Genomic DNA, 15440 nt, shown 5'->3' with positions numbered 1-15440 from the left:
ATTTCTTCATCATATAAAGGAGTTACCTCCGACCCATAATTTAACTTCCCATTAGAATATGTAACCGGAACAGTTTTGTTATCCTCGCCAATTGTTATTGTATAATCACCTTTAATATCAGCTTGAGTGATATCTAAATCTACTTCGTATTCTTTTACTTCATCTTGATTTTTTATATAAATTCTACTAGTGTATGCCTTTAATCCCGTAAAATCTTTCTTGTCTTGTTCTAAAAATTTAAACATAGGTTCAAACGTTTTTTCAAATTCGTACTGTTCTTTTGTTCTGTTTTTGGGAATGGTCTCACCACCCAAACTACACCCATTCAGTGAAAATAGTGATATCAGTATGATGATCAAGGCAGAAAGCCATAATAAATGCTTATATTTTTTCATTTATATCTCCAAAAATAAAAAGTCTAAAACTATTATAGCATGAACATACTGGAAATGGCTTTCTATAACCATTTAGATTCATTCATAAAATACATTTAAAGACAATTGACCTATTGATAGGAAAACTTGATAGTTTAAAAGCTTTGACCTTACTCTTGTGCAAAAAAGACATTCAAGAAAATCTTAAATGCCTGTATAAATAGTGTACCAAGGATATTGCTTGTTAAACTTCTCCTAACCAGGATCGACATCAAGAAATCTTACCGTATAGCCATTATCGGTATATAGAAACTCTATTTGCAATCTCATATCTACTAATTCAGAATTTGAAGTCAAATCATAATCAACAGCAAACCCAGTCTGGTCATCATAATCATAAATCTCCAATTGAGAATACTCGTAAGGCGGATTGAAATGACATTCCACACCATACTCATCAATCGTGTCAAAATCATTCAATTCCAATGTCTTTTCAACATAACCAAAGAATTCATTTAAATCATCAATCTCTGATTCGTCGACATAATTCATAATGTCTTCATATTTTTTCAGATGAATAGCGGTTAAGATATTTGAGACAACCTCTATAACTTTTTTCTTTTTATAGTTTTCATCTTTCTTTATATACTTATCAAGTAATCCCATATGCTCCACCTTTCTAATCAGCTACATAATCATTTTTTTGCTATGTAAAGCTCCCATCTCCTAATAACATCCTTTAATGGCTCATCTAGATAGGAATAGGCCTTTTCCTTGATCCAATCAGGAATACCGTATGCTGCCTCAGCTATACTTCCTGTAATTGCTGCCAGTGTATCACTATCGCCACCAAGTGAGATGGCGTTTCTTATCGCATCTTCGAAATCTGTACTTTCCAGAAATGCAATAATGGCCTGAGGAACCGTTTCCTGGCATGTTTCGTTGAAATGGTATCTAGGACGGATTTCATCTAAAGTTTGGGATAAATCATATCCGAATTCCTTCTCTATATAATCCTTGATCCGTCTTTTGCACTCTGTGGGATTATCCTTAATTGGTTGCTCATAATCCCCACAATAACCTCCAAAGAAATATCTACACATAAAGATAGCATCTGTTGTTGCCATAGCGCCTTTGATCCCTTCCGGATGATTATGGGTGACCTCTGCAGAAAGGCGTGCAAGATTTCTAGTTGATGGCGTCATACCAGTTCTCGCACAAAAACCGCAGTCCATGACCCAAGCACATGGAGAAACACGCATAGCAGATCCATTTCCAAAGCTATTATAAGGCTCACGATTGTCACTATTGATCCAACTACTAAACCGAGCACCGTAGCCCGCATCGGGATACAACTTGCCGTATTTCTTCATAGCATCAATAAAGTCATCCTGGTGACCACCATTCATAATAGCCTCAGCAACTGCGCAGGTCATGACAGTATCATCCGTAAAAAAACAATTCTCACGAAATAAAGGAAAATCCTTCGTTTTGATATTGTTCCATTCGTAAACTGAACCTACAATGTCTCCGATAATTGCTCCTAGCATAGATTCCTCCTTGTTAACTATTGGTTTAAACTGATATTTCTACTTCTCATACTCTTTTACTTTATCAGCATATTCGGTCAAAAGATTCTTTGAATAAATTTTTTCATTACTTGAATTTCTAACTTCTTTCCAAAGAATAGAAGCTACTTTTAGTTTATTCGAGTAATTGCGACTATTTTCGTCTGCACAAAAGTCTTTTAAAAATTGATTCCATTGACAAACCGAATGGTCATACTTTGCATAATCTGAATTTCCATAATAAACTTTTAGCATATCTTGGATTGTAAAACTCAAATCGTGTTCCCTTTTTACTTTTCTCCAAGCTGTAGCCATATCAGCAGTAAATTTAAAGGGCGAAACATCTGTTAAAGTTGAGAAATATTCTCTAAAGTATGCATTAAAGGAGAATCCGCACTCAAGTAAGGGCGTATATAAGGTAACGACTTCTACTTGTTTCTTTTTCCTTTTTATTGATGATTTTTTAATCAAAATACCCTTAAAGTACTGCTCAATAATATGATTGAGTTCTCGTTTTGTACCTCTATATTCAAGCCCCAATGACTTGCATATCTGTGAAAGTTCATCACGATACCAATAGTATTTATTAAACTCATCAAAGGATTTGATTGTATCAAACTCAGGTCTGCTCTCTATCAATATTTTACCTCCTTAAAACCAATCTAGTTTTCATCTTAAAATAATTTTTTTGAGGATTAGCTACGTTTCACTAACAAACTCACACATTCAGCGGTTCGGACTTACCGTATTATCCGTGAAAAAACAATCCTCACGTAATAAAGGAAAATCCTTCGTTTTGATATTGTTCCATTCGTAAACTGAACCTACAATATCTCCAATAATTGCCCCTAGCATCCGTTTCCTCCTTATGGCATATCAGATTCGTTACACATTTCTAATGAATCACTCTTTAAAAATGGCACCACCAAATCAATCCACTCATAAGGCAGGTAAACTGATAAATAGCCGTGGTTATAGCCCTTTGCTTCACACAAAATTGTATTTGAATGTAGCTGATGAAATAATTTCGCTGATTCTTTCACACAGTTCAATTCTTTTTCACCATAAATATACAGAACATGAGCCTTGCTAGCAGAAATCGTATCCTTTAGCTTGTAATGCCCCATATAGGTTTTGTAAATGGTCACCAATGTTTTGACAGGCGTCCTTGGCAAATCCTCTAAATAATAAGCTTTTATTTCCTCTGGATAAGCCAGTTTAGGATAGAGTTTGTTCATCATGCTTAACTGAAGTTTGCAAGAGAATTTATTGAACATCAATTTACCAAATAGAGACACTAGAAAGATGCTGATTTTAGCTAACCTTGGTTGAGGAATACAGAGGCTTCCGTCTATGATGGCCTTCTTAGCAATTTCACTGTCTAAAGACAAAAGCTCCATGGCAATTTGACCACCAAGTGAAACACCACCGATTGCAAACAATTTCCCATCACAGTTTGCTTTGATATAGTCTAGAATCTCCAAAGCAGAATCTTCAGTAGAAACATAATCAAGTTGATATACCTCGCCGTGGCCATTCAAAGTTGGTAGAATAATACGGTATTCTTTTGACAAGATTCGTGCTTGACGAAGATAATTCCACCAAGAACTACCACCACCATGTATCAGTAAAATAGGAGGTAAATTTTTATCACCAAATTCATGGAATTTCATGTTTAAACTCCTTACTGTAGGACTTTCACTAGATAAATACTTGTTAAATCAGTTTGAACAAGCAGTGATGCCTCATCAAATTGAAATTCACTAACATTGATCATCTAAATACATCAATCATTACTTTCGATAATAGTTATACTGATCAAAAATTTAAAATATTTTTTCCTTACTAATTCTGTTACTTGCCAATATAGTATAGATTAAATAAACAATAAAAATGATAATAAAAATAAAATTAATTTTTAACACAAAATAGAGATTTAACAAATTCGCGAATGCATGAAATAATACACAGTATCCCACAGATTTCGTTTGACGGTAAAGAAGCCCTAAAACAAAACTTAAAAATAATGTATATATAAAAAATAAAATAAAAGGAAATCCTTGATGACTTTCTCCAACTATAAACCATAAAGGCAGATGCCAAATCCCCCAAATTGATCCTATAATCAAATTAGATTGCCAATAAGTATATTTTTTATCAAGTAAGGGTTGTAATATTCCTCTCCATCCTAATTCTTCATGTCCACCACCAAAAAAAATTAGTTGTATAAAGAATAATGGCATCAGATAAATGGATACTCCGTTTAATTCTAAGGAAGATACAGAAAATAGTATCAAAATTGCTAACATATGATAAATGAAATAAATACTACTATTTTCTATCTTATTAAATAAAAAATGTTTAAATTTTATATTATTACTTTTTAAATAAAAGCCACTTGCAATAGCTGGTCCAAGTGCACCAACTATATGTAATATTCTTCCTATAAATGTCTCTAATCCCCAAATATAAGATTGTGTAAATATGGCAAGAAGCCCCCAAGATATATAAGTAATTCCAAATGTAAAACAAAGATAATTTTTTAAATTCTTTTTGTCAATTTCTGTCATTTTATCGCCCTTATCTTGATTATTTTATGAATAATATTTTTACTGCTTCTTAGTTGCTCTCGATTTATAACTAACTATATTTTATCACAAAAATGCAAAAAAAGCCTTACAATCAAGGCTTTTCATTATTGATTCATTCCAAGAATTCTAGACTTTTACAAGCAAACTTACACACTCCACGTAGCACGAGTGAACACTAAGTATTCCATGTAGTCTTGTCTGTATATGGAAACATATCTATAAACCTTTTAACGATATCATAAAGTTATCGTTAAAAGGTATTACTTCGGCAAACTGGGATTTATATCATTTATGTTTTCTCATAATCCATATAAAAACCAAAAGTGCAAAAATGGTATAAGCGATAATTGCAAAAATAGATGCTTCTAATCCAAAATCGCCACCTGTAATCCATCTATTTCCTGAAGACAATACGAAATTATAGATAGAATCACCCTCACTTTTTGTTCCGAAATGAATAATATTGCCAACAAAAACCATATTTCAGATACCATGGACAATTGCACTATTCCAAATAATATTGCTCTCAATTGCAATTAGGGAGAATAATATACCAACCAATGTACCAGCAATTATCAACTGAACTATACTAATTAGATCTAAATCACTGCCTACTATATGCAAAATTCCAAATACTATTGATGGTAGAAATATTGCTATCGAGCGGTTCCATCTTTCCTCAAATATGCTTAGAATTACCCCTCTAAAGACACTTTCCTAAACAATGCCCGTAGCTAGTCCGTAAAACAACAAGGAAGATGTTATGATTTCCAATTTATGTTCTCCATTTCCTGCTGTAAAAATCCCTCCCGATAGTATTAAGCAGGCTATAACAAAGCCAGTCATAGTAAATGCAAGTATGAAATATTTAAAATGCAATCTGACTGGTGTTATCCTGTAGATGGATAAACTTCCTCTTAATAGTCTTTTTGTAAGTATCTTCATCCCTAAAAGGAAAACCGATATATACATAAGTGCTGATATAATATTTGCAATCCATACAGGAATACCAATTTTTGCAATAAATGTACCTACTCCTAATGCTATCCCCTGTGATACTGCTAAGCAAGAAATCGCCAAAAAACTTCCTAATATAACTTTCCGAGTTGAATTTTTTTTATCTTCCATAAACCACCACTACAAATTCTAATCTCTCTTTACTTGAAAATAAATCCCATTATATAATCTCATAAACTCTTTAGCAAACTTTGTTACAAGTTCATGATTAAGTGCAGCTGCTGTGGCAGAATGTATACACCCATTTACATTTTGTAACTCAAGCATACTACAATTTTTGGCTGGATGACTTCTCATAAATCATTAACAAGAAGAATCCTAAAATCAAAATCATATGCTTCAATTCCTAGATTTCTTTGATTTTAAGTTTTTTCTAACCTTTCACTTTTGTACTTTTGACATCAATACCACGCACTTAACATGTAATAGTTAGGCTATTTCCAAACATATCCACAACTATTATATTACTTGATGTTTAAGGCTTTTGTAACTATTTTGTCTTATCATCCTTTCTTTTTTAATTAGGCTATTATGATGTTATATCAGCTAAATATTAAAATTTAATAATAGGTCATAATTTCTTGTATTAAATCTTTTTCATTACGATTATCATGTACATAATCCATATACTGAGGTCTTCCTGTTTTTAAATATAATAGCCATCCCTGCAATGATGAAATATAATCATCTTCTAATGTAGATAAGCTTGAATATTTACCTACATACATATTACCTGAACACCATAATTCATGTCTCACTGGATATAAATAAGAACCTTCATCTCTTTCTATTACTTTTGCATATCCATTTTCATCAATTACAAGCTGATTATCTAACCTATCATCTGCATATCTCATAGCCACCTCAATTTCCTGCTTAGTAAACAAATGTATGGGTTTTCCGCATCTAATTGCTCTCACCGAAAAATATGTTTCGTATTCTAGCTCTGCCAAACCATTTTGTTTAAGAATTTCGGAAACTCTTTTTTCAAGATTATATTCTAAATCAATAGTTGCTTTTCTATCATAAAGACAAAAACATTTCTCATCTGAATATGGATTCATTTTTTTAATGTGTCCATCTGTACAAATATAATAATTCATTTCTTCAAATAGTCCTAAAGAAATTTCATTTCCCGAAGGTAAAAATTCAAAGACAAATTTTATAGTCGCGGAATTCGTCAATGGACAAATTTGGAGCATATCGCAAAAGTCCCAATTCATAAAATTTTGTTTTATATAATCTTTGCTTTTTTTACGCTCTGAATATTTTTTCTTTCTATTAGATACATCGTATTCCTTAAACAAATCTTTTTTAAACGGATTTTTATTAAATTCTCCCAAATTTAATATTCTATCTTCTATTTCTTCATCCGGTAAACCCTTAAACTCATCATTACTCTTTATATACTGATATAATTTTGAATAAAGATTTAACAGCCATTCGATATAATTTCTAAATTCACTAGCACTGCAATCACCATGTCTTCCATCATATGTTCCATTTATTCCATTGTACGGTCCATTTTTTAATACAATTAAGAATTTTCCCCTAATATAACGGTATACTGTTTGAAATCCTTTGGGCAAAGGAATTGCTGTTTCATAATCATAAACACCGTATTGTGCATACTGAGCCGAAACATAATGGGCAGGATAATCCTCAACTAAATGTTCATTATCACAATCGTCTTCTGCGCTAAGAATAGGAGATAATTTGTCAAATTCCAACAGAAAATAATTCCACCTGTAATTTTCATTGAACCCTTCAAAATATAATATTTTTGGTCTTACTATATAACAAAAACCTGATGTATCATACAATTTTATACAGTTCTCTTCATCTGCTATTTCTGCAAAAGAAAAGTCCAATCCACCTTTATCATGAAAAAGCATATGATTATATGCAGGTGTTTTACCAATAATATTTAGAATCTCCACAATTTTATTAATATTCCTCCATGATGATGATTCTGGAGGATTGAGTCCAAATAACTGTTTATTTAGGAAATTCCAGTCACTGGCTTGAGATTTATCTATGTCAGAATATACACCAATCCAATTAATTAATCTTTCCTTAAATTCCTCAATTGTTGGACGAACATCTGGATTATTATCAGTAGAATCTTTGAGAAGTTCATCTATTTCTACAAGATGGGTGTTTTTATATTGCTCCAAATAGCGTAAACTATGGCTAGGATCTAAATAATTATATACCCCATCAAATCCTTTTTCATTATTAGTTAAAAACATCCACATTGTTTTTGCTAACGAAAAAGCATCTGCTTTTTTACTATCTGCTTTTTTAGGATTTCGCTTCATTTCTGGTGCAATAGTAAAAATTGCTCCAAGCCCTTTATCAGATTTAGTAAAGTCATCTGTATTATTTGGAAAATCAACTAATCCAAAATCACCAAATGCAAATCTGTTATTGTAATAATAAATATTAGAAGGCTTTATATCACGATGACAAATATCTTTTTCATGTAGCTTTTCTAAAGTTTCACTTAAAGAAATTATTCCCTTAACAATTTCTTCAATATCTAATTTATTTTCAAGTATATAATCTACTGCAGATATTGCAATAGGCATTGTATACCAATATTCTTCAACAGAAAATCTATAGATAGGAATAATTCCCTCTATTATTTGATAATTATCTTTTATGGTGTTTATTTCATTAACAAAACGACTGTGTTTCTCTTTTCCCCCAACAACTAAAACTTTTAAAGCATATTCTTCATTATCTTCTTTACATTTTACACGATAGACTTTTGCATTTCCGCCTTCTCCTAATTCATCAATGATTTCATAATAATTATTCCAGCTTTTTTGTTTTGCCATATACAAACTCTCCTTAACCGTACCAAATAATCTATATATTACTTCTCTTTAGAACTATACTTTTCGTTTTTCCTCTTACTACCATTTTCCTCTTTCACAATACTACTCCTCCGACCTTTCTCAATCTGCACTGCCTCAAAAGTTTCCTTTGAAATTATCGCAGGGTTGTTTTCTGATGCCATATACTGAACATCGCTTTTTCCTGATTTAAAAAGTTTAACATCACCAGTATACTTCTCATTACTCAGCATAACATCAATCGTTCTCTTACACCATTTCTCTTTTCCGGTTGGAGAGAGAATCTTTCTTTTTTCGAGTTCCCTGATAATGCCTAAAATACTTTGACCGCTGAGATATAAATCAAATATCAGCCTAACATTTTTAGCCTGTTCTTCATCAATAACCAGCTTTCCATCAGCATCATGTTTGTAACCATAACACTTTCTATCATAGAGTTTCGAAGTCCCCTGTGCTGCACGCTGCTTAATTCCCCATTTTATATTTTCACTTCTTGACTCGTTTTCACCTTGTGCAAGTGCTTCAACAATTGCTATCATCAAGTCACTGTCTGTATTTTCAGTATCCAATTCTTCCTGCTCAAACATTACATGAACACCAAGCGTTTTTAATTGATTAAGAGCATCTAATATTTCAACCGTATCTCTGCCGAATCTACTAATATTTTTCGTTATAACTATATCCAGCTTTCTTGAACGGCAATTGTCAAGTATCTGATTGAACTCTTTTCTGGATGAACCTGTTTTACTTGTAGCAATGTCTATATAAACGTCAGCTAAAACCCATTGCAGCATTGAGGCAATCAATCTGGTCAAATGCGATATTTGAGCAGTCAGGCTTTGAAGGTGATCCATGCTATTTGTACTTACACGACAATAAATCCCGACACGCTTTTCCCTTTTTGGCTTCGGGGGAATATAATAAACGTTTGAATTATTCGGCATGTTTTCTCACCTACCTGCACTTGTCTAATCAACATATGATTAGAATTTATCAATGGTGATTAGTCTATTTAATCATCATATCAACTCACCCTTGGAATAGTAATCTTATCAACTCAACCTACCCCATATCTATTCTGTCCACTCAACTATCCTCATGGATATGTTCCCAAGCCCTTGATTTTAGGGCGTTTGACAGGATTATTGGCATCATAAAATAGAATTCCAAATTCCACAAACACTCTGAAATCAAGAGGTTTTCACACTCTTATTTTTCAATCCTTGACATCAATACTACCGTCTCCACATGATGCGTTTGCGGAAATAAATCAACCGGCTGGACTTTCTTCAGTTCATATCCTAACTCTTGGTAGAGTTTGATATCACGCGCCATGGTTGCAACATTGCAGGAGATATAGGCAATACGGTCTGCTCCTGTTTGAGCGCTTGCTTTGATAAAGCTCTCGGTCAATCCCTTGCGTGGTGGGTCAACCAAGATAACGGTTGGTTGGATACCTTCCTTGAGCCAATTCCTCATGGCATTTTCAGCTGTGTCGCAGACATAGTGGGCATTTGTGATATTGTTTAATGCAGCATTCTTCTGGCTATTCTCAACTGCTTCTGGGATGACCTCAACTCCATAGACTTCCTTAACATGTTTCGCAACAGAGAGGCCAATCGTTCCAATCCCTGAGTAGGCGTCGATCACCACATCATCTGCTTTTAATCCTGCAAAATCAATAGCTGTTTGATAAAGTTTCTCTGCCATTTCAGTATTTACTTGATAAAAAGCTGGCCCAGCGATTTGGTAGTCATTTCCCAACATCTGGTCGATAATATAGTCTTGACCATAAAGAGTTTTCCACTCCTTGCCAAAAATCGCATTGGTATTCTGGTCGTTGATATTTTGCATGACAGACACGATCTCTGGGAACTGCTTGATAAGGTGTTCAATCAATTGCTCCACTCGGAAAACTTTCGGACGAGTTGTTACTAAAATGACCATGATTTGTCCTGAATAGTGCCCACGTCGCACTACAAGATTTCGAATCAAGCCAGACTGTTCCTTTTCGTCATAAGGTTTTAAATCAAAACGACGAAGCAAATCTCGAAGGGCTACTATGACTTGGTCAATGACAGGATCCTGGATAAAGAAATCTTCAAGGGGCATGAGATCATGCGAATTTTTACGGAAAAAACCAGTTTCCAAGACACCATTCACTCGACGAACGGGCACCTGGGCCTTGTTTCGATACTGGATTGGATGTTCCATGCCGAGCGTTTCAGCGACCTCTACATCTGCAATACCAGCAATCTTGTAGAGACTGTCTTTGACTTGCTTGGTTTTGAACTTAAGCTGCTCTGGATAGGCAAGATGCCCCAAATCGGCAATACCTGAGCGTAGATAAGCTAGGTCAAGGTCTTGGTTACGATGTGGAGAGTAAGTAAGGTATTCTTCCACTTTCCCAAAGCCAATCTTTTTATTGATTTTGAGGACACGCATAAGGATTTTCTCAGTTGGTAGAGCATTTTCTACAAAGAAAACCAAACCATCTACCTTGGCGACTCCAGCCCCTTCATGGGTCAAATCGACAATTTCAACTTCTACAATATCATTTTTCTTTAGCATATTTTTCACTTTCTATCGGCCGACAAAAAAAGACGGCAACATTTCTGTTACCATCTATTATATCATGAAATGACCTAAGCACCAAAACTCTTGAAAAAGTTGACAATGGCTTGCCAAAGGGAGCTAAAGAAGTTGCCCCCGTCTTCTAGCGCTTTATTGGCATCAAAGTTGAGGTTGATATTTTTAAAACTATCTCCAGCTTGAGAGACAATGCTTTCCTTGAGGTCATTTAGGGTTTTAGTGAAATCAGCATTGTTCAAAATGTCGCTCTTTGAGAGATTAAGGGCAAAATTGATGATGATGTTGACCTGGTTTCCTGTTATAACCTGATCAAGTTTGTAGTTTTTTAGTGTGTCTTCAACGATTTTGCGAACATCTTCTTCTGTCAGATTGCCTTTTGCTTCTTTTGCCTTTGCGATTCCTGCCTTGATATCTGCCAAAGCGACATTGAGTTTATTGGCATCGTAGCCTGACTTGTCCTTGTTTTCAGCATTGATATCGGATAAGGCTTTTAGCTCCTCTTGGGCCAAGTCTTTATTGGCTTGCGGTACTTTAGCACCATTGGCCTCTAACGAGTAGTAAATCCCTGCTAGGGCGCTCTCTCCTGTAACTGGAATAGGTGCTGCAACTGTGATTTTGGCATGCTCCACTCCCAGTGTCACTGCAGCGTTACGGTACATATCCTGCGTCACCTTGGTGATATTTTCAGGCGTTTCAATCTTGACTTCTAGAGGCGACTTATCCCCCAGCTTTTGAATCTTAGCTGACGAATAGAGCTGTAGGCTAGCATCATTAGCAACATTCATAATTTTCGAATAGATATCAGGTGTCATAGTTTTGATATCTTTGGTGTCTTTTGATGCGTCATAGCCAAGTTTGCTAAGAGTTTGATTTTTCTGGTCTTCAGATAGAGAAGAACCTAGAACATATTCAGGTTGTACATAGGTTTCATCGATTACTTTTTGAACATCAGTTGCTGCGTGGACGCTCGTCATAGCTGTTGCGGCCCACAATATTGCAGCACTTGTTAGAAAGAATTTCTTTCTCATGGGGTATTCCCTCCTTTACCTTTCTAGGGTAATAAAACAATCTTAAAAAAAGCTTATAGTGAAAAACACCTGGTCAAACCAGATGTTTAGAAGAAATTAAAGAATTTCATAATATAGAGATTAAAGCGAACCTGTCTCGAGTAGTAATAATTTCCACCATTTTCATAGAGTTCGGCACCGTGAAAGATAGAAATAGGGTTAATATAGGTGTAGGTCTTCCCTGTAGTATTACCAAGAATTGGAGCGACCGTTTCTCGGGAGTAACGTTTGGCTAGGGCCAAAGTATTTTCCTTACCATTCTGAGCAATAAAGTCGATATAGGCAGGTCCAAAATTATAGGCTTGAACGGCGGTCCAGACATCTACTCCTTTGCTCTGTGCCAAATAGAGGTTATCGGTTAGAGTCTGAACCCCTTGGCGAATACTAGAAGCATCGTCTTTGATAGTATTGGTAGCGCCACTAGCAGACTCACTAGACTGCATGACATCCCGCTCTTTTCCCTTCGTTTCAGTATAAATCATGGCGAGAACTAACTCTTCATTGGCTGGAGTATCTCTTTCGCTCAAGATTTCTCGAACCATGGGTTGGTAGGTCATGACTTGTTTAACATCCTGATGGATATGATAAGCTTTGTATCCTGCGAAAAGGAAGACTGCTAGCACAAGCACTCTTCTTATAAATTTAAACATTATTTACTTTGAATATCCTCGATATTTTTGATTAAGATAGAATAGGTTCCATTATCATTTTGGATAAACTCAACCGATTCCGCATCTTGATAGACGTTATTGGGAACGATGAGCTCGATTCCATTTGACAAGGAAAGTTTTTGGTTTTCAAATTTCTTTAATTGGCGACTGGCATCAATTTCATCAAACTGGACTGGTTCTGGTACAGCTTCCTTGACTTGGTCGATAAAGCTCAAACGAGCTGTCAGATTGTTATCAAAAAGGTCGTTAGCCAATTTCTCAGGAGACAACTCATTGTTTTCTTCAAGATTGTTGAAAATCGCTGATTTGACCTTGGCTTGGAATTGAAAATCATCTGTGCTAAAGGACTCTGCAATTCTCTGGGCCGTTTTTTCCAGTTCCTTGATGGATTTTTTTGGCGAAATCTTAGGTGCAACAGCTAGGAGATTGTCTGAAAAATAATTCAAGAAAGTCCCATTGTACTTGATTCGTTTTTCGATGAGATGGTACTTGCGACTTTGAAGATTGACCACCAAAGCCTCATCAGCCCCTGTTCCAAATCCAGGAAGGTTATTCTGAGTTAGCTTGATTGGGTTATCAACTTCTCCACCAAGGTGGGTCAAGGTCTCACGTAGAGCAATTCGCAAGAAAGCAAAATGTTCAACGCCTTCTTTAGAAAACTGAACAAAAACCAAGTCATTGGTCTTGAGATTTTCAGAAATGCTAAACTCCTCTTTCCAGAGATTAGCCAGTGTTACTGATGTCTCCAATAAATCGTCCGTGATGTGATTGAAGAAGGGATTTTCTTCTTCGAAAATCCCAGTCTTAGCTTCATCTGAATACACGCGTTCGATTTTTTTGCGTAGGTATTCCTCGATTTTTGGAGTGATATTGAGAAACTTATCCGCTAGAAACAACTCAGTATCGTCTGGGCTGAACTGATGGATAATAGCTTTCTTAATATAAATGTCCATAAAAGTATTAGTCCTCGTATAGTGGGAAGGCATTTGTTAATGCTTTGACTTCACTTCTCACTTCTTCTAAGACAGCCTCATTTTCTGCATTTTTAAGAGTTTTAATGATAAGTTCAGCCACTTTACGGCTTTCTTCTTCACCAAATCCACGTGCAGTGATGGCTGCTGCTCCGATACGAATCCCACTTGTTTTGAATGGTGACAAGGTTTCGTATGGAATTGAGTTTTTATTTAGGGTAATATTAACTTCATCCAGCAAGTTTTGAGCAACTTTTCCGTTTTCTACAACCTTAGTCACATCCACTAGGAAGAGGTGATTTTCAGTACCACCTGAGATGATACGGAAATCAGGGTCTTGCAAGAAGACTTCAACCATAGCCTTGCTGTTTTTGATGACATTAGCAGCATATTCCTTAAAGGCTGGGTCCAAAACTTCTTTGAAGGAAACCGCCTTAGCCGCCACAACATGCTCCAAAGGACCACCCTGAATACCAGGGAAAATAGCTGAGTTGATTTTCTTAGCTAGGTCCTCATCATTTGTCAAAATCAAACCACCACGCGGTCCACGAAGAGTTTTGTGGGTCGTTGTTGTAGTGATATGAGCGTATGGCACTGGGCTTGGGTGAAGACCAGCTGCAACCAAACCAGCGATATGGGCCATATCGACCATGAGCTTAGCACCAACAGCATCTGCGATTTCACGGAATTTTGAGAAGTCAATAATTTGAGAATAGGCTGAAGCACCCGCTACGATTAGTTTTGGTTTTACTTCTTGGGCTTGTTTCAAGATAGCATCAAAGTCCAAGAGTTCTGTTTCAGGATCCACACTATAAGAAACAAAGTTGTAGGTTTGACCAGAGAAGCTAACTGGAGCTCCGTGGGTCAAGTGTCCACCTGCTGCCAAATCCATCCCCATAACGGTATCACCTGGCTCAATCAAGGCCATGTAAGCCGCACAGTTGGCTTGGCTTCCTGAGTGAGGTTGGACATTGGCGAATTTAGCACCGAAAATTTCTTTTGCACGTTCAATAGCTAAAGTTTCTACCACGTCTACTACATCAGTTCCACCATAATAACGGCGTCCTGGGTAACCCTCGGCATATTTGTTTGTCAAGATAGACCCTTGAGCTGCCATAACAGCCTTGGAAACAACGTTTTCCGAAGCAATCAACTCGATATTGTTTTGTTGGCGTTCTTCTTCTTTGGCAATAGCATTCCAGAGATCAGCATCGTATGCTTTAAAATCGTCTTTATCAAAAATCATAGGTCTTCTCCTTTATAGTGTGACTGGTCCTTTAGTTTAAGAAAATATACTAAAAGATGCGAATAAACCGTTTCTGCACTTTATCACAAGTATAACCAACTTTTTCATAAAATGCATGAGCTCCCAGACGATGATCAGCAGAGTTTAAGCGGATAAACCCATAACCCCGTCTTTTTGCTTCTTGATCCAACCCTTGCAGTAAGCTTTTACCGATACCTTGCCCTTGTGCTTGAGGTGAAACCGCTAAGCCTAAAATATTAAATCCTGCTTTGGAATAGAGGGATTCATAAACTTCAGCATGGACATATCCAAGTAGGACATGGCTGACCTCATCCTCATAGCCAAGTAGGAAATGATGAGAATCCTGAGACAGTCTAGCTAGTTGACTAGCTGTGTCCTCTGGACTAAAAGAATAGCCCAAAGCCTCTTGGTTAATCTCACATATAGCATTCACATCTGTTTCTTGCAAATCTCTTAGCATC

Annotated in this window: 16 protein-coding genes and 2 pseudogenes; all 18 read right to left on the bottom strand. The window is 35.8% G+C overall.

Annotated features, from left to right (window positions below; genetic code table 11):
- Positions 1–395, bottom strand: a pseudogene (locus GMD1S_RS01880) (hypothetical protein); the annotation flags it as partial.
- A gap of 234 nt (positions 396–629) precedes the next feature.
- Positions 630–1040 carry a DUF7668 domain-containing protein gene (locus tag GMD1S_RS01875; RefSeq protein ID WP_000523681.1) on the bottom strand — a complete coding sequence of 137 codons (411 nt, stop codon included), beginning with the start codon at positions 1038–1040 and terminating at the stop codon, positions 630–632.
- Positions 1041–1069: 29 nt separating this feature from the next.
- Complete coding sequence (locus GMD1S_RS01870; RefSeq protein WP_000900003.1) at positions 1070–1924, bottom strand: ADP-ribosylglycohydrolase family protein; 855 nt, start codon at positions 1922–1924, stop codon at positions 1070–1072.
- A gap of 39 nt (positions 1925–1963) precedes the next feature.
- Complete coding sequence (locus tag GMD1S_RS01865; RefSeq protein WP_000573126.1) at positions 1964–2581, bottom strand: SAP domain-containing protein; 618 nt, start codon at positions 2579–2581, stop codon at positions 1964–1966.
- An 87-nt stretch (positions 2582–2668) separates the two neighbouring features.
- Positions 2669–2797, bottom strand: coding sequence for a hypothetical protein (locus tag GMD1S_RS11600; RefSeq protein ID WP_000900024.1), 129 nt, complete (start codon positions 2795–2797; stop codon positions 2669–2671).
- A gap of 11 nt (positions 2798–2808) precedes the next feature.
- Entirely contained in the window at positions 2809–3615 is an 807-nt protein-coding gene (locus GMD1S_RS01860; RefSeq protein WP_000668468.1) for an alpha/beta fold hydrolase, read from the bottom strand.
- A 153-nt stretch (positions 3616–3768) separates the two neighbouring features.
- Positions 3769–4512: a CPBP family intramembrane glutamic endopeptidase gene (locus tag GMD1S_RS01855; RefSeq protein WP_000134968.1), complete on the bottom strand. Its 744-nt coding sequence runs from the start codon at positions 4510–4512 to the stop codon at positions 3769–3771.
- Between the two features lie 306 nt (positions 4513–4818).
- Positions 4819–5013, bottom strand: coding sequence for a hypothetical protein (locus GMD1S_RS01850; RefSeq protein WP_000232313.1), 195 nt, complete (start codon positions 5011–5013; stop codon positions 4819–4821).
- Positions 5014–5016: 3 nt separating this feature from the next.
- A pseudogene (locus GMD1S_RS12735) lies at positions 5017–5238 on the bottom strand (CPBP family intramembrane glutamic endopeptidase); the annotation flags it as partial.
- Between the two features lie 12 nt (positions 5239–5250).
- The gene (locus GMD1S_RS01845; RefSeq protein ID WP_000389611.1) at positions 5251–5661 is read right to left on the bottom strand and encodes a hypothetical protein; all 411 of its coding nucleotides are present in this window, start codon (positions 5659–5661) and stop codon (positions 5251–5253) included.
- Positions 5662–6110: 449 nt separating this feature from the next.
- Positions 6111–8393 carry a protein kinase domain-containing protein gene (locus GMD1S_RS01840; RefSeq protein WP_001118805.1) on the bottom strand — a complete coding sequence of 761 codons (2283 nt, stop codon included), beginning with the start codon at positions 8391–8393 and terminating at the stop codon, positions 6111–6113.
- Between the two features lie 38 nt (positions 8394–8431).
- Entirely contained in the window at positions 8432–9355 is a 924-nt protein-coding gene (locus tag GMD1S_RS01835; protein WP_001133496.1) for a recombinase family protein, read from the bottom strand.
- Between the two features lie 265 nt (positions 9356–9620).
- Positions 9621–10982, bottom strand: coding sequence for a 23S rRNA (uracil(1939)-C(5))-methyltransferase RlmD (rlmD, locus tag GMD1S_RS01830; RefSeq protein ID WP_000914600.1), 1362 nt, complete (start codon positions 10980–10982; stop codon positions 9621–9623).
- A gap of 74 nt (positions 10983–11056) precedes the next feature.
- On the bottom strand, positions 11057–12031 hold the full coding sequence (locus GMD1S_RS01825; protein ID WP_001227373.1) for a DUF1002 domain-containing protein: 975 nt from the start codon (positions 12029–12031) through the stop codon (positions 11057–11059).
- An 86-nt stretch (positions 12032–12117) separates the two neighbouring features.
- Positions 12118–12720: a lysozyme family protein gene (locus GMD1S_RS01820; RefSeq protein WP_004240129.1), complete on the bottom strand. Its 603-nt coding sequence runs from the start codon at positions 12718–12720 to the stop codon at positions 12118–12120.
- On the bottom strand, positions 12720–13694 hold the full coding sequence (locus GMD1S_RS01815) for a nucleoid-associated protein (RefSeq protein ID WP_000356112.1): 975 nt from the start codon (positions 13692–13694) through the stop codon (positions 12720–12722). The genes GMD1S_RS01820 and GMD1S_RS01815 overlap by 1 nt, the downstream gene beginning before the upstream one ends.
- A 7-nt stretch (positions 13695–13701) precedes the next feature.
- Positions 13702–14958 (bottom strand): serine hydroxymethyltransferase, encoded by a 1257-nt coding sequence (gene glyA, locus GMD1S_RS01810; RefSeq protein ID WP_000575496.1) that lies wholly within the window; start codon positions 14956–14958, stop codon positions 13702–13704.
- A 49-nt stretch (positions 14959–15007) separates the two neighbouring features.
- Entirely contained in the window at positions 15008–15439 is a 432-nt protein-coding gene (locus GMD1S_RS01805) for a GNAT family N-acetyltransferase (protein ID WP_000942957.1), read from the bottom strand.
- Position 15440 lies beyond the last annotated feature (1 nt).

Source organism: Streptococcus sp. GMD1S (assembly GCF_000296875.1).
In the GTDB taxonomy this organism is placed as follows: domain Bacteria; phylum Bacillota; class Bacilli; order Lactobacillales; family Streptococcaceae; genus Streptococcus.
This window is presented reverse-complemented; position numbering and strand designations above follow the sequence as displayed.